Below are 21490 nucleotides of genomic sequence, written 5' to 3' on the forward strand. Positions count from 1 at the left end.
CCAGCTCCGGCGCGTTCTCGGCCACGTCTGACACGGTCACTTCGGTTCCCCGTTCTCGGTCTTTCTGCTGGGGAGAACGCGCACGGCACGGCCGCCCTTCCCCGTCCCGGGCAGGCGGGCGGGTTCGGGGCTCGCCGACGGACGGGCGGCGTCGGCCGTCATGGCGTCTCCTGGGATGGTGCGGTCTGGGGTGCTGCGGCCACCGGCTCGGCGGCCTGGTCGTCCCCGTCCTCGATGATCTCGCCGGTCGCGGTGTTGACCGCGGGTGCGGCGGGTGCACGGGACGACAACGCCGCCGCAACGGTCTCCGCGGTGCGGCGCCCGATGCCGGGTACCGCGCGGATCTCGTCGACGGTGGCGGCCCGGAGCTTCTTCAGCGAGCCGAAGTGCTTGAGCAGCGCCTGGCGGCGAGTTTCGCCGAGGCCCGGGACGGAGTCCAGTTCCCCGGCGGTGAGTCGCTTGGAACGCTTGGTGCGCTGGTAGCCGATCGCGAAGCGGTGGGCCTCGTCGCGGACCCGCTGGAGCAGGTAGAGGCCCTCGCTGGAGCGCGGCAGCACGACCGGGTCGTCCTCGCCGGGCAGCCAGACCTCCTCCAGGCGCTTGGCCAGGCCGCACAGCGCGACGTCGTCGATGCCGAGCTCCTCCAGCGCGCGCTTGGCGGCGGCGACCTGCGGCTGGCCGCCGTCGACCACGAGCAGCTGCGGCGGGTAGGCGAAGCGCTTGGGGCGGCCGTCGTCGTCCCGGCCCGCGGTTCCACCGGCGGATTCGGAGGTGGCGGGCTCCTCCTCGGGGACGGCCCACTCGCCGGTCTGCTCGCGCTCCTGGAGGTAGCGGCGGAAGCGGCGGCTGATCACCTCGTGCATCGAGCGGACGTCGTCCTGGCCCTCGAAGCCCTTGATCTGGAAGCGCCGGTACTCGCTCTTGCGGGCCAGGCCGTCCTCGAAGACGACCATGGAGGCGACCACGTCCTCGCCCTGGAGGTGGGAGATGTCGTAGCACTCGATGCGCAGCGGGACGGAGTCCAGCTCCAGCGCGTCGGCGATCTCCTGGAGGGCGCGGCTGCGGGTGGTGAGGTCGGAGGCCCGCTTGGTCTTGTGGAGCGCGAGCGCCTGCTGGGCGTTGCGCTGCACGGTGGCCATCAGGTCCTTCTTGTCGCCGCGCTGCGGGATGCGCAGGTCGACCTGGCTGCCGCGCAGCTCGCTCAGCCACTGCCTTATCGGGGCGGCCGGCTCGGGCAGGGCGGGGACGAGCACCTCGCGCGGGACGCTCTCGTTGCGCTCGTCCGAAGTGGCGCCGCCGTAGAGCTGCTGGAGGGCGTGCTCGACCAGTCCGGCGGTGTCGACGTCCTCGACCTTGTCGGTGACCCAGCCGCGCTGGCCGCGCACCCGGCCACCGCGGACGTGGAAGATCTGGACGGCGGCCTCGAGTTCGTCCTCGGCGACGGCCAGCAGGTCGGCGTCGGTGGCGTCGGCGAGCACGATGGCGTTCTTCTCCATCGCGCGCTTCAGGGCGCCGATGTCGTCCCGCAGCCGGGCCGCCTTCTCGTACTCCATCTCCGCGGCGGCCTCCTGCATCTGCTCTTCCAGCCGGCGCAGGTAGTTGCCGGTCCGCCCGGCCATGAAGTCGCAGAAGTCCTCGGCCAGCGCCCGGTGTTCGTCCGCCGAGACCCTGCCGACGCAGGGGGCGGCGCACTTGCCGATGTAGCCGAGCAGGCAGGGGCGGCCGACCTGCCGGGCGCGCTTGAACACGCCGTTGGAGCAGGTGCGGACGGGGAAGACGCGCAGCAGCAGGTCGACCGTCTCGCGGATCGCCCAGGCGTGCCCGTACGGGCCGAAGTAGCGCACGCCCTTCTTGTGCGCCCCGCGCATCACCTGGACCCGCGGGTACTCCTCGTTGAGGGTGACGGCGAGTTCCGGATAGCTCTTGTCGTCGCGGTACTTGACGTTGAACCGCGGGTCGAACTCCTTGATCCAGGAGTACTCCAGCTGGAGCGCCTCGACCTCGGTGGTGACCACGGTCCACTCCACCGAGGCGGCGGTGGTGACCATGGTCGCGGTGCGCGGGTGCAGCCCGGCGAGGTCCTGGAAGTAGGACGACAGGCGCGGGCGCAGGCTCTTGGCCTTGCCGACGTAGATGACCCGGCCGTGGGCGTCACGGAACTTGTAGACGCCCGGGGAGGTCGGGATCGCCCCCGGCGCCGGGCGGTAGGTGCTCGGGTCAGCCATGGGTCCACCGTACCGAGTGTGCTCGGGGCCGTGGGGACGAGATCGGACGGGACGCGCTCAACTGCTTCAGCTCGGGGTCACCTTGAGGTTCCCGCCCTCGACCGTGACGGGGTAGGCGGGCAGTGGCTTGGGGGCCGGGCCGTCCTGCACCGCGCCGTCGGCGATGCCGAACCGGCTGCCGTGGCAGGGGCACTGGATCTGCTCGTTCTTCACCTGGTCGACGATGCAGCCGGCGTGGGTGCACTTGGCGCTGAACGCCTTGTACTGGCCGGCGGTGGGCTGGGTCACCACGATCTTCTGCTCGCGGAAGACCTTGCCGCCGCCCTCCGGGATCGCCGAGGCCGGGCCGAGGTCCACCGGGCCCTTGGCGGCGCCGCTCTGGTCCGAGGAGTTGGCGGAGGAGCTGCAACCGGAGACCGCCACGGCGCCCCCGGCCGCGAGGACGGCCGCGGCCCCGCAGAGCAGGGTGCGACGGGAGGTGGCGGGGCTGGTCTCGGGGGCCTCGGACATCGGTGCGCTCCTGGGGGTTGCTGCTGCTGCGGGGGACCACGGAAGTCTATGCCGCACGCGCCCCGCCGCTCCCGAGCGTCTCGGGAGCGGCGGGGCGGGTCGGACCTACTTCTTCGCGGCGACGGCCCGCTTGCGCGGGGCCTTCTTGACCGGCGCCGCGACCGGGGCGTCCGCGAAGTCACTCGGCAGGATGTCCCGCAGGAACTTGCCGGTGTGGCTCTCCGGGACGGCCGCGATCTCCTCGGGGGTGCCCTCGGCGACCACCGTGCCGCCGCCGGAGCCGCCCTCGGGGCCCATGTCGACGATCCAGTCGGCGGTCTTGATCACGTCGAGGTTGTGCTCGATCACGATCACCGTGTTGCCCTTGTCGACCAGTCCGCTGAGCACCTTGATCAGCTTGCTGATGTCCTCGAAGTGCAGACCGGTGGTGGGCTCGTCCAGCACGTAGACCGTCCGCCCGGTGGAGCGCTTCTGCAGCTCGGAGGCGAGCTTGACGCGCTGCGCCTCGCCGCCGGAGAGCGTCGGCGCGGACTGGCCGAGCCGGACGTAGCCGAGGCCGACGTCGTTGAGCGTCCGCAGGTGGCGGGCGATCGCGGGGACGGCCTCGAAGAAGGACAGCGCCTCCTCGATCGGCATGTCCAGCACCTCGGCGATGGACTTGCCCTTGTAGTGCACCTCCAGCGTCTCCCGGTTGTACCGGGCGCCGTGGCAGACCTCGCACGGCACGTAGACGTCCGGCAGGAAGTTCATCTCGATCTTGATGGTGCCGTCGCCGGTGCAGTTCTCGCAGCGGCCGCCCTTGACGTTGAAGGAGAACCGGCCGGGCAGGTAGCCCCGGACCTTGGCCTCCTGGGTCTCCGCGAAGAGCCGGCGGACGTGGTCGAACACCCCGGTGTAGGTGGCCGGGTTGGACCGCGGGGTGCGGCCGATCGGCGACTGGTCGACGTGCACCACCTTGTCCACCAGGTCGGTGCCGGTGATCCGGGTGTGCCGGCCGGGCACGCTGCGGGCGCCGTTCAGCTCCCGCGCCAGGTGGGTGTAGAGGATGTCGTTGACCAGCGTCGACTTGCCGGAGCCGGAGACGCCGGTGATCGCCGTCAGGGTGCCGAGCGGGAAGCCGACCGTGACGTCCTTGAGGTTGTGCTCGCGGGCGCCGTGCACCGTCAGCTGGCGCTTCTTGTCCCGGTCGCGGCGGGCGGCCGGGATCGGGATGGACCGCTTGCCGGAGAGGTACTGGCCGGTCAGCGACTCCTTGTTGCCGAGCAGCTGCTTCAGCGAACCGGAGTGCACCACCTTGCCGCCGTGCTCGCCGGCGCCCGGGCCGATGTCCACCACCCAGTCCGCGGTCTTGATGGTGTCCTCGTCGTGCTCCACCACGATCAGGGTGTTGCCGATGTCGCGCAGCCGCACCAGCGTCTCGATCAGCCGGTGGTTGTCCCGCTGGTGCAGGCCGATGGACGGCTCGTCCAGCACGTACAGCACGCCGACCAGGCCGGAGCCGATCTGGGTGGCCAGCCGGATGCGCTGGGCCTCGCCGCCGGACAGGGTGCCGGCCGCGCGGTCCAGGGAGAGGTAGTCCAGGCCGACGTCGACCAGGAAGCGCAGCCGCTCGTTGACCTCCTTGAGGACCCGCTCGGCGATCTGCTTGTCCCGGTCGTTGAGCTTCATCGCGCCCAGGAACTCGGCGCAGTCGCTGATCGACATCGAGGAGACGTCGGCGATCGACCTGTCCTCGACGGTGACCGCCAGCACCACCGGCTTGAGCCGGGTGCCCTGGCAGGTCGGGCAGGGCACCTCGCGCATGTAGCCCTCGAAGCGCTCGCGGCTGCTGTCGCTCTCCGCCTCGGTGTGCCGGCGCTGGATGAACGGGACGGCGCCCTCGAAGCCGGTGCTGTACGAGCGCTCCCGGCCGAAGCGGTTGCGGTAGCGGACCTGCACCTGGTGCTTGTGCCCGTACAGCAGCGCCTTCTTGGCGCGGGCGGGCAGCCCGGCCCAGGGGATGTCGGTGCGGAAGCCGAGCTCCTCGGCGAGCGCGTCGATCAGGCGCTGGAAGTAGTCCTTGGCGTGCCCGGCCGACCACGGGTGGATCGCGCCCTCGTCCAGCGAGCGCTCCGGGTCCGGCACGACCAGCTCCGGGTCGACCTCCATCCGGTTGCCCAGGCCCGAGCAGTCCGGGCAGGCCCCGAACGGCGAGTTGAAGGAGAACGAGCGCGGCTCCAGCTCCTCGAACGACACGTCGTCGTACGGGCAGTAGAGGTGCTCGGAGTACATCCGCTCGCGCTCGGGGTCGTCCTCGGGGAGGTCGACGAAGTCGAGCACGACCATGCCGCCCGACAGCCGCAGGGCAGTCTCCACCGAGTCGGTGAGCCGCCGCTTGGCGCTCTCCTTGACGGTCAGGCGGTCGATGACCACCTCGACGGTGTGCTTCTCCTGCTTCTTCAGCTTCGGCGGCTCGGCGAGCTGGATCGTCTCGCCGTCGACCCGGGCGCGGGAGTAGCCCTTGGACTGGAGGTCGGCGAAGAGGTCGACGAACTCGCCCTTGCGCTCGCGCACCACCGGGCTGAGCACCTGGAAACGGGTGCCCTCGGCGAGCTCCAGCACCTTGTCGACGACCGCCTGCGGCGACTGCTTGGCGATCGGGCGGCCGCAGTGCGGGCAGTGCGGCTTGCCGATCCGGGCGAACAGCAGGCGCAGGTAGTCGTAGACCTCGGTGATGGTGCCGACGGTCGAACGGGGGTTGCGGTTGGTGGACTTCTGGTCGATCGAGACGGCCGGGGAGAGGCCCTCGATGAAGTCCACGTCGGGCTTGTCCATCTGCCCGAGGAACTGACGGGCGTAGGAGGACAGCGACTCGACGTAGCGGCGCTGGCCCTCGGCGAAGATCGTGTCGAAGGCGAGCGAGGACTTGCCGGAGCCGGAGAGGCCCGTGAAGACGATGAGGGAGTCGCGGGGCAGGTCGAGCGAGACGTTCTTGAGGTTGTGCTCGCGAGCACCGCGGACGATGAGGCGGTCGGCCACTGCTTCTGGCGCCTTTCTCCGGACGAGATGGCTTGCGGTGTGGGGGGTGTTCTTCTTCCAGGATGCGGCAGCCAGCCTATAGCTCAGACGTTCGAATCTCGACTCTGTCCAGTGGAGACCACCCGAACGAGTGAGAGCGCCCTCCGGGACCGTCCGTACCCGGTCCGAAAAACCCCTGCTCAGGGCCAGGGATTCGGCGGTAGCGTCAGCGGGTCAACGAGCGAGGCCCGCTCCGGGCAACGCGCAGTCCCGTACCGAAGGCAGTTTTCGATGACCGACCCGCAGTCCGCCGCCGCCGTCGCCGCCCAGCGGCTGGGCCTCGTCCAGGCCAGCACCCAGCGCATGCTGGAGACCGTCTCCGGGCTCAAGCCCGACGCGGTCGCCGAGCCCTCCGCACTCCCCGGCTGGACCCGCGGCCACGTGCTGGCCCACCTCGCCCGCAACGCCGACTCCCTGGTCAACCTGCTGACCGGCGCCCGCACCGGCACCGACATCCCGCAGTACGCCAGCGAGCAGGCCCGCGACCAGGGGATCGAGGACGGCGCCGGCCGCCCGCTCGACGCCCAGCTCGCCGACCTGCGCGAGTCCCACGAGCGCTTCGCCGAGGCCGCCGCACTGATGGACCCCGAGGACTGGGCCGCCGAGGTGCGCCACCGCTCCGGCGCCGTCTTCCCGGCCTGCGACCTGGTCTGGAAGCGCCTCGGCGAGCTGGAGTACCACCTGGTCGACCTGGACGCCGACTACACCCCCGCCCGGTGGCCGGAGGAGTTCGCCGTCACCGAGTTCCACAAGCTCGCCCTCAAGCTCCACGGCACCGACCTGCCCGCCGTCGAGCTGGTCGCCGAGGACACCGGCGACCGCGGCCTGATCGGGTCGGGTCCCGCTTCCCTGACCGTCCAGGGCCCGGTCCGCGCCCTGCTCGCCTGGCTCTCCGGCCGCTCCGACGGCTCCGACCTGAAGCGCACCCCCGACACCGCGCTCCCCCAGCTTCCCCCGCTGGGCTGACGGCGGGACGATGATCCTGAACCCTGTTGCAGCCGGACCCGGAGGAGCGGACGGATGACGTACCACGGAGCGGTCAAGGTCGGCGGACCGCCGGACGTGCGGGAGCTGGCCCACCTGATCATCACCAAGGTGGCCGTCGGCCCGTACGACAACAACGCCTACCTGCTGCGTTGCCGGGCCACCGACGAGCAGCTGCTGATCGACGCGGCCGCCGACGCCCCGGTGCTGCTGGAGACCGTCGGCGACGACCTCGAGACGGTGGTCACCACCCACCGGCACCACGACCACTGGGGCGCCCTCGCCGAGGTGGTCGCCACCACCGGCGCCCGCACCGCCGCCGGCCAGCACGACGCCGAGGGCATCGACGTCCCCACCGAGCTGCTGCTCGCCGACGGCGACAAGCTGCGGGTCGGCGACGTCGAACTCACCGTCCGCCACCTGGTCGGCCACACCCCCGGCGCGATCGTGCTCATCTACGACGACCCCCAGGGCCACCCCCACGTCTTCACCGGCGACTGCCTCTTCCCAGGCGGCGTCGGCAACACCTGGGGCGACCCGGAGGCCTTCAAGACCCTCTTCCGGGACGTCAACGAGAAGATCTTCGACGTCCTGCCGGATGAGGCCTGGGTCTACCCCGGCCACGGCAACGACACCACCCTCGGCGCCGAGCGCCCCCACCTGGAGGAGTGGCGCGAGCGCGGCTGGTGACGAAGTCCGGCGGCAGCCTGATCGTCCTGCCGGAAGCCGGACCGCACGCCGGGATCGGCGTCGCCGACCGGATGGCTCTCATCGGCATCGAGGTCGGCATGCCGGTCGAGCGGGTCACTGCCCGCCAGGCGACTCGGTCCGAGGCCCAGGCCCTCGGCGTCGCACCAGCCGTGCCCGTCATGGCAATTGAGCGCACCTACTACGACCAGGCCACCGGCCGCCCGGTCGAGACCGCCGACATCGTGCTGCTCGGCTCGCGTTGGGTCGCCGAGTACGGTCGGCGACCGCAGAGTTGAAGCCCCGCCGCCGGATTACGCATCCGGCGGCGGGGCCCAAGCTCACTCAATTCTGGTCAGGCGTCGAGCTTCTCGGGCTCGCGCTCGGGCTGTTCCTGCTTCTTCGAGGCCATCAGGCTGGTCACCGTCGTCACGGCCAGCACCACCACGATGAAGCCGAGCGAGAACGGGATGCCGATCTCCGGGACGTTCGCGCCGGCTTCATGCGCCGCGTGGAGGACCAGCTTCACGCCGATGAAGCCGAGGATCACCGAGAGGCCGTAGCTCAGGTGGACCAGTTTCTTCAGCAGGCCGCCGATCAGGAAGTACAGCTGGCGCAGGCCCATCAGGGCGAAGGCGTTGGCGGTGAAGACGATGTACGGGTCCTGGGTGAGGCCGAAGATGGCCGGGATCGAGTCCAGGGCGAACAGCACGTCCGTGGTGCCGATCGCCAGCATGACGATCAGCATCGGGGTGATCAGGCGGCGGCCGTTCTCCGCGATGAACAGCTTGGTGCCGTGGTACTTGTCGGTCGACGGGAAGCGCCGGGTGATCGACTTGAGCAGGCGGTTCTCCTCGAACTCCTCGTCCTCCTCATCCGCCCGGGCCTCCTTGATCAGCTTCCAGGCCGTCCAGATCAGGAAGGCGCCGAAGAGGAAGAACACCCAGGAGAACTGCGCCACCAGCGCCGCGCCGCCGGCGATGAACGCCGCCCGGAGCACCAGGGCGATGATCACACCGAACATCAGCACGCGCTGCTGGTAGATCCTGGGCACCGCGAACTTGCCCATGATCAGGATGAACACGAAGAGGTTGTCGACGCTGAGCGACTTCTCGGTGATGTAGCCGGCGAAGAACTCGCCGGCCGGCTGACCGCCGGAGTGCCACCACAGGAACCCGCCGAAGAGCGCCGCGAGCACGATCCAGACGGCCGTCCAGATCCCGGCCTCCTTGACCGAGACCTCGTGCGGCTTGCGTCCCCCGATGAAGAAGTCGGCCACGATCAGTGCGATCAGCACACCGATCGTGGTGGCCCACATGGTTACGGAAACGTCCATTACTGCTCCTCCGGCAGCCAGGCGAGACGGGTCGTCACTGCCGGAGGTCTCTTCCGCCCATCGGGCCAGCGCCCCGGGATGCCGCGACGGGCACCCGTGATGACGGGGTCGGCTGTCGAGGAATACTCCCCTCCGCCGCCATGAAGAGTAACAGGGAAGGCAAGGAAGAGTAAAGAAAGTAAAGAGCCGTCAGAGGAACGGCTCGACCGCCGGCAGCAGGTCCTGGAAGGTCCGCCCCTTGGCCGGGGCGCCGATCGCCTGCATCTCCCAGCCGCCGTTGCCGTCCCGGACCACCTTCGCCATGATCTGGCCGGTGTGCGGCCCGCCGCCCGCCAGCTCGTAGCGGGCCAGCTCCATCCCGGTGGTCTCGTCCAGCAGCCGGCAGTGCGCCCGGCTCACCTCGGCGAAGGTCTGCCCGGTGTACGAGCTGACCGTGAACACCACCTGGGTGATGTGCGCCGGCACGTGCAGCAGGTCGACCAGGATCGCCTCGTCGTCCTCGGCGCCGGAGCCGCCCTCCAGGTTGTCCCCGGTGTGCCGTACCGAGCCGTCGGTGGACTCCAGGTGCTGGAAGAACACCACGTCGGTCGGGGTCTTCTCGGCGTACAGCAGCGCCGAGGCGTCCAGGTCGATCTTCCTGGTCCGGCTGCCGAACAGGCCCCGCTTCGGGGCGGCCTGCCAGCCGAGCCCCATCCGCACCACGGTCAGGGTGGCGCCCGCCCCCTTCTGGAGGCTGACCCGCTGCCCTTTGGCAAGGTTCACCGACACGACGTTGTCCTCTCTGCCGGCCGCGCGGTCACACCCGCACGGCTCCACGATGGAACACCCCGTCGCCGTCCCCCGGCTGAGGCCCCCTCTGCGTACGGCCCGCAACCCCGTCCCGAGGGCACGATGCCGCAGGCCAGCCTATGGCCTGCGGCACCTGCGGCTCCTCCGGGTTAACCGGTTTGTGGCAAGGCTGAGACACCATTGGCCTTGACCGGTGTCATTCGGGGGCCCGATCAGGCCACCCCGGCCTCGCGCATCTGCCGCAGCTCCTTCTTCAGCTCCTTCACCTCGTCGCGCAGCCGGGCCGCGACCTCGAACTGGAGATCGGCGGCGGCCGTGTGCATCCGGTCGGTCATCTCCTGGATCAGGTCCGCCAGCTCGGCGGCCGGCATCGACTTCGCGGGCTTGCGCTCCCCGCCGAGCACCGGCACCGGGGCCTTGCCGCCCTTCGTGGACCCCCGGTAGCCGGTGGAGAGCAGCTCGTCGGTGTCCACGTCCTCCCGGGCGAGGGTGTCCAGGATGTCGCCGATCTTCTTCCGCAGCGGCTGCGGGTCGATCCCGTGCTCCTTGTTGTAGGCCTGCTGCACGGCCCGGCGGCGGTTGGTCTCGTCGATCGCCTTCGCCATCGACGGGGTGATCCGGTCCGCGTACATGTGCACCTGGCCGGAGACGTTGCGGGCGGCGCGGCCGATCGTCTGGATGAGCGACGTGCCGGAGCGCAGGAAGCCCTCCTTGTCCGCGTCCAGGATCGCCACCAGCGACACTTCGGGCAGGTCCAGGCCCTCGCGCAGCAGGTTGATGCCGACCAGCACGTCGAACTTGCCCGCCCGCAGCTCGCGCAGCAGCTCCACCCGGCGCAGGGTGTCCACGTCGCTGTGCAGGTACCGGACCCGGATGTCCAGGCCGAGCATGTAGTCGGTGAGGTCCTCGGCCATCTTCTTGGTCAGCGTGGTGACCAGGACGCGCTCGTCCCGCTCCACCCGCTTGCGGACCTCGTGCACCAGGTCGTCGATCTGGCCCTCGGTCGGCTTGACGATCACCTCGGGGTCGATCAGACCGGTCGGGCGGATGATCTGCTCGACCTGGCCGTCACCGCGCGACAGCTCGTACGGGCCCGGCGTCGCCGACAGGTACACCGTCTGACCGATCCGGCCCAGGAACTCCTCCCACTTCAGCGGGCGGTTGTCCATCGCGGACGGCAGCCGGAAGCCGTGCTCGACCAGGGTGCGCTTGCGCGAGGCGTCGCCCTCGTACATCGCGCCGATCTGCGGGACGGTGACGTGCGACTCGTCGATGACCAGGAGGAAGTCCTCCGGGAAGTAGTCCAGCAGGGTGTTCGGCGGGGAGCCGGGCTCGCGGCCGTCGAAGTGCATCGAGTAGTTCTCGACGCCCGAGCAGGTGCCGATCTGGCGCAGCATCTCGATGTCGTAGGTGGTGCGCATGCGCAGCCGCTGGGCCTCCAGCAGCTTGCCCTGCTTCTCCAGCTTGGCGAGCGTCTGCTCCAGCTCCTGCTCGATGCCGGTGATCGCCCGCTCCATGCGCTCGGGGCCGGCCACGTAGTGCGAGGCGGGGAAGACGTAGATCTGCTCGTCCTGGCTGATGATCTCGCCGGTGAGCGGGTGGAGGGTGTAGAGCGACTCGATCTCGTCGCCGAACATCTCGATCCGGACGGCGAGCTCCTCGTAGACCGGGAAGATCTCGATGGTGTCGCCGCGGACCCGGAAGGTGCCCCGGGTGAAGGCCACGTCGTTGCGCGCGTACTGGATGTCGACGAAGCGGCGCAGCAGCACGTCGCGGTCGATCTCCTGGCCGACCTTGAGCGGGACCATCCGGTCCACGTACTCCTGCGGGGTGCCGAGGCCGTAGATGCAGGAGACGGAGGCGACCACGACCACGTCGCGGCGGGTGAGCAGCGAGTTGGTCGCCGAGTGGCGCAGCCGCTCGACCTCCTCGTTGATCGAGGAGTCCTTCTCGATGTAGGTGTCCGTCTGCGGGACGTACGCCTCCGGCTGGTAGTAGTCGTAGTACGAGACGAAGTACTCGACCGCGTTGTTCGGCAGCAGCTCGCGGAACTCGTTCGCCAGCTGTGCGGCCAGCGTCTTGTTCGGCGCCATCACCAGAGTGGGGCGCTGCAGCTTCTCGATCATCCAGGCCGTGGTGGCCGACTTGCCGGTACCGGTGGCACCGAGCAGCACGACGTCCTTCTCCCCTCCCTTGATCCGCCGCTCCAGCTCGGCGATCGCCGCCGGCTGGTCACCGTTCGGCTGGAAGGGGCTGACGACCTCGAAGGGCGCCACGGACCGCTCAATACTCGTGATGGGACGCACGCCTCCACCGTACGACCCACGACTGACAACCGTGGCCGCTTCCGCTCTGCCCGCAGGCGCTCGGTCAAGCGCGGCCGCAGAGGACGCAGGCGGGGTACCAGGCGAGCGGGGTGAGGATGCGGTGGTGGCGGCAGGTGGCGGCCATGACCTCGGTGGGGTCGGCGGGTGGGGCGGGGGCCGGGCGGGTGTGCTCGATCAGCAGGCGGAGGGTGCGCAGGTGGTCCTCGGCGTGCGGGGGGTCGTAGCCGAGTTCGTCCCAGCGGTGCCGGGTGAGGGCGAGGTCGACGACGGCGAGGGCGAAGGCGCGGCCGCGTTCCGGGTCGGGGCCCCAGCCCAGGTCCTCAAGCCGCAGGCCGACCATGCCGCGGCCCATCAGGTTCTGGTCCTGGCGGGCGAGCTCGGCGGCGAAGGCGTGGTCCCAGTCCTCCCGGGCGAGGGCGGTGACCGCGAGCATCAGGACCTCGACCAGCACCTCGGTGGCGCCGTTGCGCAGTTCCAGCTCGCGGCCCCCGCCCTCGAAGACGTTCACCCCAGCTTCTCGCTGTCCCGGGCGAGGGCGACCAGGCGGGATATCGCGCGCAGGTACTTCTTGCGGTAGCCGCCGCGCAGCATGTCCTCGGGGAAGACCTGGTCGAAGGGGAGGCCGGAGGCGGTGATGGGCAGCTCGCGGTCGTACATCCGGTCGGCGAGGACGACCAGGCGCAGCGCGGTGGACTGGTCGTCGACCTGGCGGACGCCGCGCAGGCAGACCGCCGTGACGTCGTCCAGCAGCGCGCCGTAGCGGCTGGGGTGGACGGCGGAGAGGTGGGCGAGCAGGGCGTCGAAGTCGTCCAGCGAGGCGCCGGGGGTGCGGGCGGCGACGGCGTCGACGGTGTCGTCGGGGTAGGGCGGCGGGGCGTCGGGCAGGCCGCGGTGGCGGTAGTCCTGGCCGTCGATCCGCATCGGGCGGAAGTGCGCGGACAGGCCCTGGATCTCGCGCAGGAAGTCGGCGGCGGCGAAGCGGCCCTCGCCGAGCTTCTCCGGCAGGGTGTTCGAGGTGGCGCACAGCTTGACGCCGTTCTCGACCAGCCGGCCGAGCAGGGTGGAGACCAGCACGGTGTCGCCCGGGTCGTCCAGCTCGAACTCGTCGATGCACAGCAGGGTGTGCCCGGAGAGGGTCTGGACGGCCTGCTGGAAGCCGAGCGCGCCGACCAGGTTGGTCAGCTCGACGAAGGTGCCGAAGGCCTTGGGGCCGGGAGCGGCGTGCCAGAGCGAGGCGAGCAGGTGGGTCTTGCCGACGCCGTAGCCGCCGTCGAGGTAGACCCCGGCGGGGCCGGTGGGCGCGGGGGCGGTGCGGCGGAACCAGCTGCGCTTGGGTGCGGAACCGTTTCCTCGCCCGAGGGTGCCGGCGAACTGCTCGAGGACCTGGACCGCCTCGTACTGGCTGGGCTGGGTCTGGTCCGGGATGTACGTCCCGAAGCTCACGTCGGCGAACCGGGGCGGCGGGACCATCTCCGCGACCAGCCGCTCGGCGGGCACGACGGGGCGGCGGTCGGTGAGCGCGATCGGGTTGCCGGCCGGGCTCGCGGCGGCTATCGGATCGGTCGCGGTGGCGGGGCGGGAGGCTGCGGGCACGGTAGTAGAGGGTACGCCTGGTCCCGACCGCCCCCGAAACGCCTCCGGACCTCCTCCGGAGGGGCTCCGGTGGAACACTGAGGGCATGCAACAGTTGATCAGCCCGCTGGGTGCTCCGGTCGCCGATCCGTCCGATCTGGAATCGCTCGCCGCCGTCTACGCGTACCCCGACCAGGTGAATCGGGGGCGCCCGTGGCTGCGCGCCAACATGGTCTCCGGACTGGACGGCGGGGCGAGGCTCGACGGTCTGTCCGAGGGCCTGTCCGGCGACGCGGACAAGCGGATCTTCGGCGTGCTGCGCGCGCTGTCGGACGTGGTGCTGGTGGGCGCCGAGACGGTCCGGGCGGAGGGTTACCGGCCGGCCCGGGCCCGTCGGGAGTTCGCGGCCGCGCGGGCGGCGGCGGGGCAGTCCCCGGCCCCGGCGATCGCGATCGTGAGCCGTTCGCTGGACCTCGACCTGAGCGCGCCGCTGTTCACGGAACCGCTGGTCAGGACGGTGGTGATCACCGTCGAGGACGCCGCCGAGGAGCGCCGCCGGGAGGTCGCCGAGGTGGCCGACCTGGTGCTCGCCGGGCGCGGTTCGGTGGACCTGCGGGCGGGGGTGGCGGCGCTGGTGGAGCGGGGCTGGACCCGGCTGCTGACCGAGGGCGGGCCGCGGCTGCTGGGGCAGCTGGCGGCGGCGGGCCTGCTGGACGAGCTGTGCCTGTCGCTGGCCCCGCTGGTCACGGGCGGGGACGCGCCGCGCATCCTCCGCGATGCGGAAATGCCGGACGTGCAGCGGATGCGGCTGGTCTCATTGATCGAGCAGAAAGGATTCCTCTTCACCCGCTACCTGCGTCACCTGGGTTCGGATGACCCCGTGACCCCCCGATCGTGATCCCGTTATGCGATGCCGGGGCCCGGGGGCCGGCCACTGGAAGGGACTCACGTGTTCAAGACGGTACTGATGATCGAAAAGGCTCTCTCGGACGCGGACGTGGAGCTGGTCACGACGCTCCACAGCGACGAGAAGGTGTCCTTCGTCGTCCTGATGCAGCCGCGCGGCAAGCAGGACGAACTGCTGCGGGCGCTCGACGACGTCGCCCTCGGCCACCTCGACAAGGTGGTGCACGAGCACGACGAGTCCGAGAGCGGCCCGACCGTGGCCAGCGAGTCGCTCGAGCACAGCCTGCGCCACCTGCGCGCGGCCGGCGCCGAGGCGATCGGCGAACTGGTCGAGGACAAGCCGCTGGACCGGCTGCGCGTGGCGGTCGAGGAACACCGGGCCGACGAGGTGGTGGTGCTCACCTCGCCGCACTTCGTGGAGGAGTTCTTCCACCGCGACTGGGCCTCCCAGGCCCGGCACAAGGTGGGGGTGCCGGTGCTGAGGCTGTTCGCCAGCGACTCCTAGCCCGGCGCGCCCGTGGTGCAGAATCGTCCTTGCGGTCCGTCCGCGAGGACGATTCGCGCATCGCCGGACCCATCTGCCCATAAGCCCCCGCCCGTACGGAGCCACGCCTTGAACGACGCCGCGCACGACCTGCACGCCCCGCACTTCATCGGCATCGGCGGCGCCGGGATGTCCGGCCTGGCGAAGATCCTCGCGGTGCGCGGCGCCAGCGTCTCCGGCAGCGACTCCAAGGAGTCCGAGACCGTCCTCGCGCTGCGCGCCCTCGGCGCGACGGTGCACGTCGGCCACGCCGCCGAGCACGTGCCGGACGGCACCAGCAGCATCGTGGTCTCCAGCGCGATCCGCGCCGACAACCCGGAGCTGGTCGCCGCCCGCGAGCGCGGCATCCCGGTGGTGCACCGCTCCGACGCGCTGGCCGCGCTGATGGGCGGCCGCCGGGCGCTGGCGGTGGCCGGCACCCACGGCAAGACCACCACCACCAGCATGCTCGCCGTCGCCCTCGGCGAGCTGGGCCTGGACCCGTCCTACGCGATCGGCGGCGACCTCGACGCCCCCGGCTCCAACGCCCAGCACGGCACCGGCGAGATCTTCGTCGCCGAGGCCGACGAGAGCGACCGCAGCTTCCACAAGTACGCGCCCGAGGTGGCGATCGTGCTCAACGTGGAGCTGGACCACCACGCCAACTACGCCTCGATCGACGAGATCTACGAGTCCTTCGAGACCTTCGTCGGCCGGATCACCCCCGGCGGCACCCTGGTCGTCTCCGCCGACCACGACGGCGCCCGCGAGCTGACCTCCCGGGTGGCCGGCCGCGAGGGCCTCAACGTGGTGACCGTCGGCGCCGCCGAGGACGCCGACCTGCGCGTCCTCTCGGTGGTCGCCCGCGGCATGACCAGCGAGGTCACCGTGCTGCTGGACGGCGCCGAGCTGACCTTCACCGTCTCGGTGCCCGGCCGGCACTACGCCCACAACGCGGTGGCCGCGCTGGCCGCCGGTGTCGCGCTGGGCGTCCCGGCCGCCGACCTGGCCAAGGCGCTCGGCGCCTACACCGGCGTGCGCCGCCGCCTGCAGCTCAAGGGCGAGGCGGCCGGCGTCCAGGTGATCGACTCCTACGCCCACCACCCGACCGAGATGACCGCCGACCTGGAGGCGATCCGCGAGGGCCTGGAGGGCGGGGGCCGCGTCCTGGTGGTCTTCCAGCCGCACCTGTTCAGCCGCACCCAGCAGCTCGCCGAGGAGATGGGCCGGGCCCTGGCGCTGGCCGACGCCTCGGTGGTGCTGGACATCTACCCGGCCCGCGAGGACCCGATCCCGGGCGTGACCAGCGAACTGATCATCGACGCCGCCCGCCGGGCCGGCGCCGACGTCACCGCCGAGCACGACTTCGCCGCCGCCCCCGCCCTGCTGGCCGGCCTGGCCCGCCCGGGCGACCTGCTGCTCACCATGGGCGCGGGGGACGTCACCAACCTGGGCCCCGAAATTCTCAAGCACCTCTCGAACGTTGCTTCCAAGGTCTGACGTACGCCGAGCGGGAGTCGTGATGAGCTACGAGATCCAGAAGACCGAGGCCGAGTGGCGCGCCCAGCTCAGCCCCGAGGAGTACCACGTGCTCCGCGAGGCGGGCACCGAGCGCCCGTTCGTCGGCGAGTACACCGACACCAAGACCGTCGGCGTCTACAGCTGCCGGGCCTGCGGGGCGGAGCTGTTCAGCTCCGAGACCAAGTTCGACAGCCACTGCGGCTGGCCCTCCTACTACGCGCCGCTGGCCGAGGACCGGGTCCAGTACATCGAGGACGACTCGCTCGGCATGCGCCGGGTCGAGGTGCGCTGCGCCCGTTGCGGCGGGCACCTGGGGCACGTCTTCGAGGGCGAGGGCTACGGCACGCCGACCGACCAGCGCTACTGCATCAACAGCATCTCGCTGACGCTGCGGCCGACCGAGTAGGACCGGCGGATCACAGACGGGCCCGGACGGTGACCGTCCGGGCCCTCCGTACTATCCGGTCACCGGCGCGAAGCGGACCGGGAGGTGCACCAGGGCACGGTGGAACGGGCCCGGACGCCAGAGCAACTCCCCCGCCGGGGTAGTGAGTTCGAGGTCGCTGAGCCGACTGGTCAGCTGCTCGATGGCGGTGATCGCGATCAGCAGGGCCGGGTCGCGGGCCGGGCAGGCGTGCGGGCCGGCCGCCCAGGCCAGGTGGGCACTCTCGCCGCTGCGCAGCTCGCCGCCGTCGGTGGGCGGCGCCGCCTGGGAGTTGGCGGCCGCGTAGGAGACCAGCACCAGCGAACCGGCCTTGATCTCCCGGCCGTGGAAGGTGATGTCGTAGCGCGGGTAGTGGGCGGAGAGGTTGGCCATCGGCGGCTCGTGCCACAGCACTTCGTCGATCGCCTGGTGGGCGGTCATCGCGCCGCCGAACAGCGAGCCGGCGTAACGGACGTCGGTGAGCAGGCGCAGCAGGGCGTTGCCGATCAGGTTGGTGGTCGGCTCGTGCCCGGCGATCAGGGTCAGGGAGATCTGCCGGATCACCTCGTCGTCGTCCAGTTCGACCGGGTGGGTGACGAACCAGGAGGCGAGGTCGTGCCGGGGGCGCTCGCGCCGCTCGGCGACCATGGCGGTGATCACCCCGAGGAGGTCCCGGTAGGCGGCGGCGGCCCGCTCGGTGGACTCGATCAGCCCGGTGATCGCCGACACCACCCGGGCGTGCTGCTCCTCGGGCACGCCGAACCAGGTGGTGAGCACGAAGGCGGGCAGCTGGCGGGCGTACTCGGCGATCAGGTCCGCGTGGCCGACCGAGGCGAAGCGGTCGATCAGCTGGTGGGCGGCCTCGGCGACCTGGCGCTGCAGTCGGTGGGGTTCGAACAGGGCGAGGCCGTCGGTGATCACCGCGCGGTAGCGGGCGTGCGTCGGGCCGTCGCTGAACAGCGCGGTGGGGCGGTAGCCCAGCACCGGCAGCAGCGGGTTGTCCGGCGGGACGGTCGCCTGCCAGGCCCGGGAGTCCTTGGAGAAGGTGTCGGTGTCGCGCAGCAGGTCCAGGGCGGCCTGGTAGTCGGTGACCAGCAGGGCCTCGACGCCGGGGGCGATCTCCACCGGGGCGACCGCGCCGTGGCGACGCAGCCGCTCGTACACCAGTTGCGGGTCGGCGGCGAAGACCGGGCCGTAGATCGGGGTCGGTCGGGTCTCGACGGTCACGGGCGGTCCTGGGGGTCGGTGGAGGCGGCGGGCAGGGTGTCGAGGACGTGCTCGGCCAGGGCTATCAGCGCGTCGAGGCTGCTCCCGCGCTCGCGCGCGTCGCACAGCAGCAGCGGGGTCGCGGCGTGCAGGTCCAGGTGGGCGCGCAGCACCTCGGGCGGGTGGTCCGGGGAGTCCGGGAAGCGGTTGACGGCGACGGCGTACGGCAGGCCCTGCTCCTCGACCATGTCCATGATCTCGAAGGAGTCGGCCAGCCGACGGGTGTCGGCGAGCACCAGGGCGCCCAGGGCGCCGCGGGCGATGTCCTGCCAGAGCGGGAAGAAGCGGCGCTGGCCGGGGGTGCCGAACATGTAGAGCACCGTGTTGCCGGGCAGGGTGAGCCGGCCGAAGTCCACCGCGACGGTGGTGGTGGACTTCTCGGGCAGTCCGGCCAGGTCGTCCACCGGCCGTCCGGCCTCGGTCATCGCCTCCTCGGTGTGCAGGGTGGCGATCTCGGACAGGGTGCGGATGAGGGTGGTCTTGCCGACCCCGAAGGGGCCGGCGACCACCAGCTTCATCAGCGTCTGGTCCCGGTCGGGCAGGTAGCCGACCCGGCTCGGCCGGTCATGCGGGCTACCGGAGGGCACGGAGTCCAACGAGGAGCCTCTCGACGATGGAGCGGTCGGTCTGCTGGGCGCGCGGGATCGGCGCGCGGGCGTGCAGGCAGCCCGCCTCGACCAGGTCGGCCGCGAGGAAGACGGTGGCGCTGACCGGCAGGCGCAGATGCGCGGCGGCCTCCACCACGGTCAACGCGCCGGGGCGCAGCAGTTCCCAGAGCCGACGGTGTTCGGGTTCGAGTTCGGTCGGCGGTTCGGCGCGGTCGGCCCGGTCCGCGAACAGGACGGTCAGCCGCTCGAAGCCTTCGGTGCCGGGGCGGCTGCGGCCGCCGGTGGCCAGGTAGGCGGGCACCATCCGCCTGCGGGGGACGGCGGTCATGATCCGGGGGTGGGGCCCGGCAACCCGACGCCCGGCGCTCCGACGCCCGCTGCCACGATGTCCGCTGCCCCGGCGTCCTGGCGCCGGGCGGGGCTGGCGAGCACGCGGCCCAGGGCGGCGACCTGGAGCTGCATCTGGTAGGCCACGTTGCCGAGTTGGGCGTCCGGGGCGGTGAACACGGCGAGCGAGGTGTTCTCCCCGGCGGGGACGACGATGGCGTAGCCGAGGTCGGACTCCACCACGGTCTGGGCCAGCCGGGGCCGCTCGGTGTCGGTGAACGCGCTGGTGAAGGCGCGGGCGGCGGCGTGCACGGTGGCGGTCATCGCGGCGACCCGCTCGGCGGAGGCCCGGCCGAGGCCGTCGGAGGCGCCCTCGACGAGGCCGTCACCGGTGGCGACCACCGCGTGCAGCACCCCCGGCAGCTCCAGCAGCGGGTTCAGCACCCAGGAGATCTCGTCGGTGGCGGTCGGGCTGGGCGAGCTGCTCACTGCTCGGCTCCTTCTAAGGTCGTCCCGGTGGTGTGGCCACCGGTTCCGCGGCCGGCGGTGGTGCCACCGGTGCTGCTGGTCTCGCCGGACTCGCCGGCCTCGCTCGACGCACGGGTCCCATTGCTCGTACCGGTCGCAGCGCTCGTGCGGGTACCAGTACTCGTGCTGGTCGCAGTGCTCGTACGGGTCTCGCGGGCCCCGGTGCCGCCTCCGGCTGTCCGCGCCGCGGCGGCCCGGCCGGAGTCGGTGCCCCGCTGCAGCGCCTGCCAGTGGGCGGCGGCCTGCTCGGGGCTGCGGACGTACGGCGCGGGCTGCTCCCCCGGGGCGCTCGCCGTTCCCGGCGCCGCCGTCCCGAGGCCGGCCCCCGGTTCCTCCGCGGTGAGCGGACGGCGGCGGCGCCGGCTGGGCAGCCCGCTGCCGTCCCCGCCCGGCGCGGCGCCCTGGTCCGGGTCGGGCACCACGTGGATGGCCGGCGCCGGGAGCGGGCCGGGCTGGTGGTGGCGGTCGGCGAGCACCGGCCCGTCCTGTTCGTCGGCGTCGCGCATCGGCGGGACGGCCGCGACGGCGGGCGCGGGCGCCGGGCCGGTGCCGGCCCGCAGCGGCAGCGGGGTGAGCACCGACAGCGGCTGCTCGTCGTCCACCACCGTCACCAGCGCGGCCGGGATGCGCAGGATGGTCCGCATGCCGCCGTACGGCGAGGGCTCGATGTGGCAGGCGAAACCGTACTGGCGGGCCAGCTTGCCGATCACCGCGAAGCCGGTCTTGGGCGGGTTGCCGAGCTCGGTGAGCAGCACGTCCGACGGGCCGGCCAGCAGCCGGCGGGCCCGGCGCAGCTGATCCTCGTCCATGCCGATGCCGCTGTCGTCGACGATCACCAGCGCGCCGCGGCCGCCCTGCTGGACGGTGACCGGGACGTCGGTCTCCGGGTGGGAGTAGGCGGTGGCGTTGGCGAGCATCTCGGCGATGGTGATGGCGATCGGCTCGGCGGCCCGGGCGGCCACGGCCAGTCGCTGCTCGCGCAGGTGGTTGGCGACCTTGATCCGGGCGTAGCCGGGCACCCGGGAGAGCGCGCCGACGACCACCTCGGCGAGCGGGGAGTCGGTCCGGGCCAGGCCTGGCCAGGCCTCGCACAGCACGGCGACGGTCTGGATCCGGCGCAGCGCGACCTCGTTGCGGAAGTCGACCTCCAGCAGCCGGGGGTCGTCGTTCTCGTGCTGGAGCTGCTGCACCAGGCTCTGGATCTGGTACAGCAGGGTCTGGATCCGGGAGGTGGCGCCGCGCATGGCGGCCCGGGCGGCGGCGTCGACCCGCTCGCGTTCGTCGTCGAGGGCCGCGGTGGCGGCGTCCAGGACGGACTGCAGCGCGTGCACGGCCTCGGGGCCCACGGCCTGCGCGTCCAGTGGGCCGACCGGCGGGGCGTTGGTGTGGGTCAGCCGGACGGCGGTGGCGGCGACCCGCTCCTGAGCGAGGTGGCCGATCTCGGCGAACAGCGCGGCGGCGTGCCGCTCGGCGGCGGCGAGCCGGTCCTCGGCCTCCGCGGCGCGGGCGGCCGCTTCCTCGGCGAGGAGGCGCGCGGCGTTGCCCTGTTGCTCGGCGGCCCGGGAGCGCTCCTCGGCGCGGCGGGTCTGCTCGGCCGAGTGCTGCGCGGCCTGCTGGGCCTCGCTCAACTCCCGTTCGGCGTGGGCGAGTCGTCCCTCGGCCAGGCGCAGCTGCTGCTCGCCGCGGCTGCGGGCGGTCTCGGCGTCCGCAGCTGCGGCGAGGGCCCGGGCCCGGCCTCGGGAGAGCAGGATCGTGGCCGTGACGGCCACCACCGCCAGGGCGACCAGCGCGATCAGCGCGATCTGCGTCATCGAAGTCCTCGGGTGTCCTCGCTGGTTGGGCCGGGCCGTCGCCCGGGTTTCCGGGCCGGTCGGAATCCGGCGGTCGGTTCCGGCCGGAA

Annotated in this window: 20 protein-coding genes; 7 read left to right on the forward strand and 13 right to left on the reverse strand. The window is 71.8% G+C overall.

From position 1 onward, the window contains the following. Nucleotides 1–158 precede the first annotated feature (158 nt). From uvrC to uvrA, 3 genes are all read right to left on the reverse strand, one after another. Entirely contained in the window at nt 159–2225 is a 2067-nt protein-coding gene (gene uvrC / locus O1G21_RS12425; protein ID WP_270143326.1) for an excinuclease ABC subunit UvrC, read from the reverse strand. Nucleotides 2226–2291: 66 nt separating this feature from the next. Then, a complete protein-coding gene (locus O1G21_RS12430) occupies nt 2292–2735 on the reverse strand; it encodes a Rieske (2Fe-2S) protein (RefSeq protein WP_270143327.1) in 444 nt (147 codons plus the stop codon). A 105-nt stretch (nt 2736–2840) separates the two neighbouring features. Beyond that, on the reverse strand, nt 2841–5753 hold the full coding sequence (uvrA, locus tag O1G21_RS12435) for an excinuclease ABC subunit UvrA (protein WP_270143328.1): 2913 nt from the start codon (nt 5751–5753) through the stop codon (nt 2841–2843). Nucleotides 5754–6023: 270 nt separating this feature from the next. Between uvrA and O1G21_RS12440 the strand changes: the two genes are divergently transcribed. From O1G21_RS12440 to O1G21_RS12450, 3 genes are read left to right on the forward strand one after another with little or no spacing between them, the layout of a single operon-like run. Then, entirely contained in the window at nt 6024–6758 is a 735-nt protein-coding gene (locus O1G21_RS12440) for a maleylpyruvate isomerase family mycothiol-dependent enzyme (RefSeq protein ID WP_270143330.1), read from the forward strand. A 54-nt stretch (nt 6759–6812) separates the two neighbouring features. Next, nucleotides 6813–7466, forward strand: a complete 654-nt coding sequence (locus O1G21_RS12445; RefSeq protein ID WP_270143332.1) for an MBL fold metallo-hydrolase — start codon at nt 6813–6815, stop codon at nt 7464–7466. Continuing rightward, nucleotides 7463–7762: a UTRA domain-containing protein gene (locus O1G21_RS12450; protein ID WP_270143334.1), complete on the forward strand. Its 300-nt coding sequence runs from the start codon at nt 7463–7465 to the stop codon at nt 7760–7762. Before O1G21_RS12445 ends, O1G21_RS12450 begins: the two co-directional genes overlap by 4 nt. Nucleotides 7763–7818: 56 nt before the next feature. Here O1G21_RS12450 and O1G21_RS12455 read toward each other — a convergent pair whose 3' ends face one another. The 5 genes from O1G21_RS12455 to zapE all read right to left on the reverse strand — a co-directional run bounded on the left by O1G21_RS12455 (nt 7819) and on the right by zapE (nt 13508). Beyond that, a complete protein-coding gene (locus O1G21_RS12455; protein ID WP_270143336.1) occupies nt 7819–8799 on the reverse strand; it encodes a TerC family protein in 981 nt (326 codons plus the stop codon). Nucleotides 8800–8988: 189 nt separating this feature from the next. Continuing rightward, nucleotides 8989–9567, reverse strand: coding sequence for a TerD family protein (locus tag O1G21_RS12460; RefSeq protein WP_270143338.1), 579 nt, complete (start codon nt 9565–9567; stop codon nt 8989–8991). Between the two features lie 233 nt (nt 9568–9800). Next, nucleotides 9801–11894: an excinuclease ABC subunit UvrB gene (gene uvrB / locus O1G21_RS12465; RefSeq protein WP_270143340.1), complete on the reverse strand. Its 2094-nt coding sequence runs from the start codon at nt 11892–11894 to the stop codon at nt 9801–9803. A gap of 64 nt (nt 11895–11958) precedes the next feature. Further along, nucleotides 11959–12423 (reverse strand): hypothetical protein, encoded by a 465-nt coding sequence (locus tag O1G21_RS12470; RefSeq protein WP_270143342.1) that lies wholly within the window; start codon nt 12421–12423, stop codon nt 11959–11961. Continuing rightward, a complete protein-coding gene (gene zapE / locus O1G21_RS12475; RefSeq protein WP_405000630.1) occupies nt 12420–13508 on the reverse strand; it encodes a cell division protein ZapE in 1089 nt (362 codons plus the stop codon). The genes O1G21_RS12470 and zapE overlap by 4 nt, the downstream gene beginning before the upstream one ends. A gap of 85 nt (nt 13509–13593) precedes the next feature. Between zapE and O1G21_RS12480 the strand changes: the two genes are divergently transcribed. From O1G21_RS12480 to msrB, 4 genes are all read left to right on the forward strand, one after another. Continuing rightward, nucleotides 13594–14385, forward strand: coding sequence for a pyrimidine reductase family protein (locus O1G21_RS12480; RefSeq protein WP_270143344.1), 792 nt, complete (start codon nt 13594–13596; stop codon nt 14383–14385). Nucleotides 14386–14436: 51 nt separating this feature from the next. After that, nucleotides 14437–14898 carry an indole-3-glycerol phosphate synthase gene (locus O1G21_RS12485; protein ID WP_270143345.1) on the forward strand — a complete coding sequence of 154 codons (462 nt, stop codon included), beginning with the start codon at nt 14437–14439 and terminating at the stop codon, nt 14896–14898. Between the two features lie 108 nt (nt 14899–15006). Then, entirely contained in the window at nt 15007–16416 is a 1410-nt protein-coding gene (gene murC, locus O1G21_RS12490; RefSeq protein WP_405000631.1) for a UDP-N-acetylmuramate--L-alanine ligase, read from the forward strand. A gap of 22 nt (nt 16417–16438) precedes the next feature. Further along, a complete protein-coding gene (gene msrB / locus O1G21_RS12495; RefSeq protein WP_270143347.1) occupies nt 16439–16843 on the forward strand; it encodes a peptide-methionine (R)-S-oxide reductase MsrB in 405 nt (134 codons plus the stop codon). Nucleotides 16844–16894: 51 nt separating this feature from the next. Here the strand turns inward: msrB and O1G21_RS12500 are convergent, their stop codons facing one another. From O1G21_RS12500 to O1G21_RS12520, 5 genes are read right to left on the reverse strand one after another with little or no spacing between them, the layout of a single operon-like run. Then, nucleotides 16895–18088, reverse strand: coding sequence for a cytochrome P450 (locus O1G21_RS12500; RefSeq protein WP_270143349.1), 1194 nt, complete (start codon nt 18086–18088; stop codon nt 16895–16897). Next, nucleotides 18085–18723 (reverse strand): GTP-binding protein, encoded by a 639-nt coding sequence (locus O1G21_RS12505; protein WP_270143351.1) that lies wholly within the window; start codon nt 18721–18723, stop codon nt 18085–18087. Before O1G21_RS12505 ends, O1G21_RS12500 begins: the two co-directional genes overlap by 4 nt. Beyond that, nucleotides 18701–19063 carry a DUF742 domain-containing protein gene (locus tag O1G21_RS12510; RefSeq protein WP_030288251.1) on the reverse strand — a complete coding sequence of 121 codons (363 nt, stop codon included), beginning with the start codon at nt 19061–19063 and terminating at the stop codon, nt 18701–18703. Before O1G21_RS12510 ends, O1G21_RS12505 begins: the two co-directional genes overlap by 23 nt. Next, the gene (locus O1G21_RS12515) at nt 19060–19551 is read right to left on the reverse strand and encodes a roadblock/LC7 domain-containing protein (protein ID WP_270143356.1); all 492 of its coding nucleotides are present in this window, start codon (nt 19549–19551) and stop codon (nt 19060–19062) included. Before O1G21_RS12515 ends, O1G21_RS12510 begins: the two co-directional genes overlap by 4 nt. Then, complete coding sequence (locus tag O1G21_RS12520; protein WP_270143358.1) at nt 19548–21401, reverse strand: ATP-binding protein; 1854 nt, start codon at nt 21399–21401, stop codon at nt 19548–19550. The genes O1G21_RS12515 and O1G21_RS12520 overlap by 4 nt, the downstream gene beginning before the upstream one ends. Nucleotides 21402–21490: the final 89 nt, after the last annotated feature.

This window comes from Kitasatospora cathayae (assembly GCF_027627435.1).
Classification (GTDB): Bacteria; Actinomycetota; Actinomycetes; order Streptomycetales; family Streptomycetaceae; genus Kitasatospora; species Kitasatospora cathayae.

What these genes read in the sequence shown, in the direction of transcription:
- uvrC (WP_270143326.1), bottom strand. Translation starts at nt 2,225, where the DNA reads ATGGCTGACCCGAGCACCTACCGCCCGGCGCCGGGGGCGATCCCGACC.
- O1G21_RS12430 (WP_270143327.1), bottom strand. Translation starts at nt 2,735, where the DNA reads ATGTCCGAGGCCCCCGAGACCAGCCCCGCCACCTCCCGTCGCACCCTG.
- O1G21_RS12440 (WP_270143330.1), top strand. Translation starts at nt 6,024, where the DNA reads ATGACCGACCCGCAGTCCGCCGCCGCCGTCGCCGCCCAGCGGCTGGGC.
- O1G21_RS12445 (WP_270143332.1), top strand. Translation starts at nt 6,813, where the DNA reads ATGACGTACCACGGAGCGGTCAAGGTCGGCGGACCGCCGGACGTGCGG.
- O1G21_RS12455 (WP_270143336.1), bottom strand. Translation starts at nt 8,799, where the DNA reads ATGGACGTTTCCGTAACCATGTGGGCCACCACGATCGGTGTGCTGATC.
- O1G21_RS12480 (WP_270143344.1), top strand. Translation starts at nt 13,594, where the DNA reads ATGCAACAGTTGATCAGCCCGCTGGGTGCTCCGGTCGCCGATCCGTCC.
- msrB (WP_270143347.1), top strand. Translation starts at nt 16,439, where the DNA reads ATGAGCTACGAGATCCAGAAGACCGAGGCCGAGTGGCGCGCCCAGCTC.
- O1G21_RS12510 (WP_030288251.1), bottom strand. Translation starts at nt 19,063, where the DNA reads ATGACCGCCGTCCCCCGCAGGCGGATGGTGCCCGCCTACCTGGCCACC.
- O1G21_RS12520 (WP_270143358.1), bottom strand. Translation starts at nt 21,401, where the DNA reads ATGACGCAGATCGCGCTGATCGCGCTGGTCGCCCTGGCGGTGGTGGCC.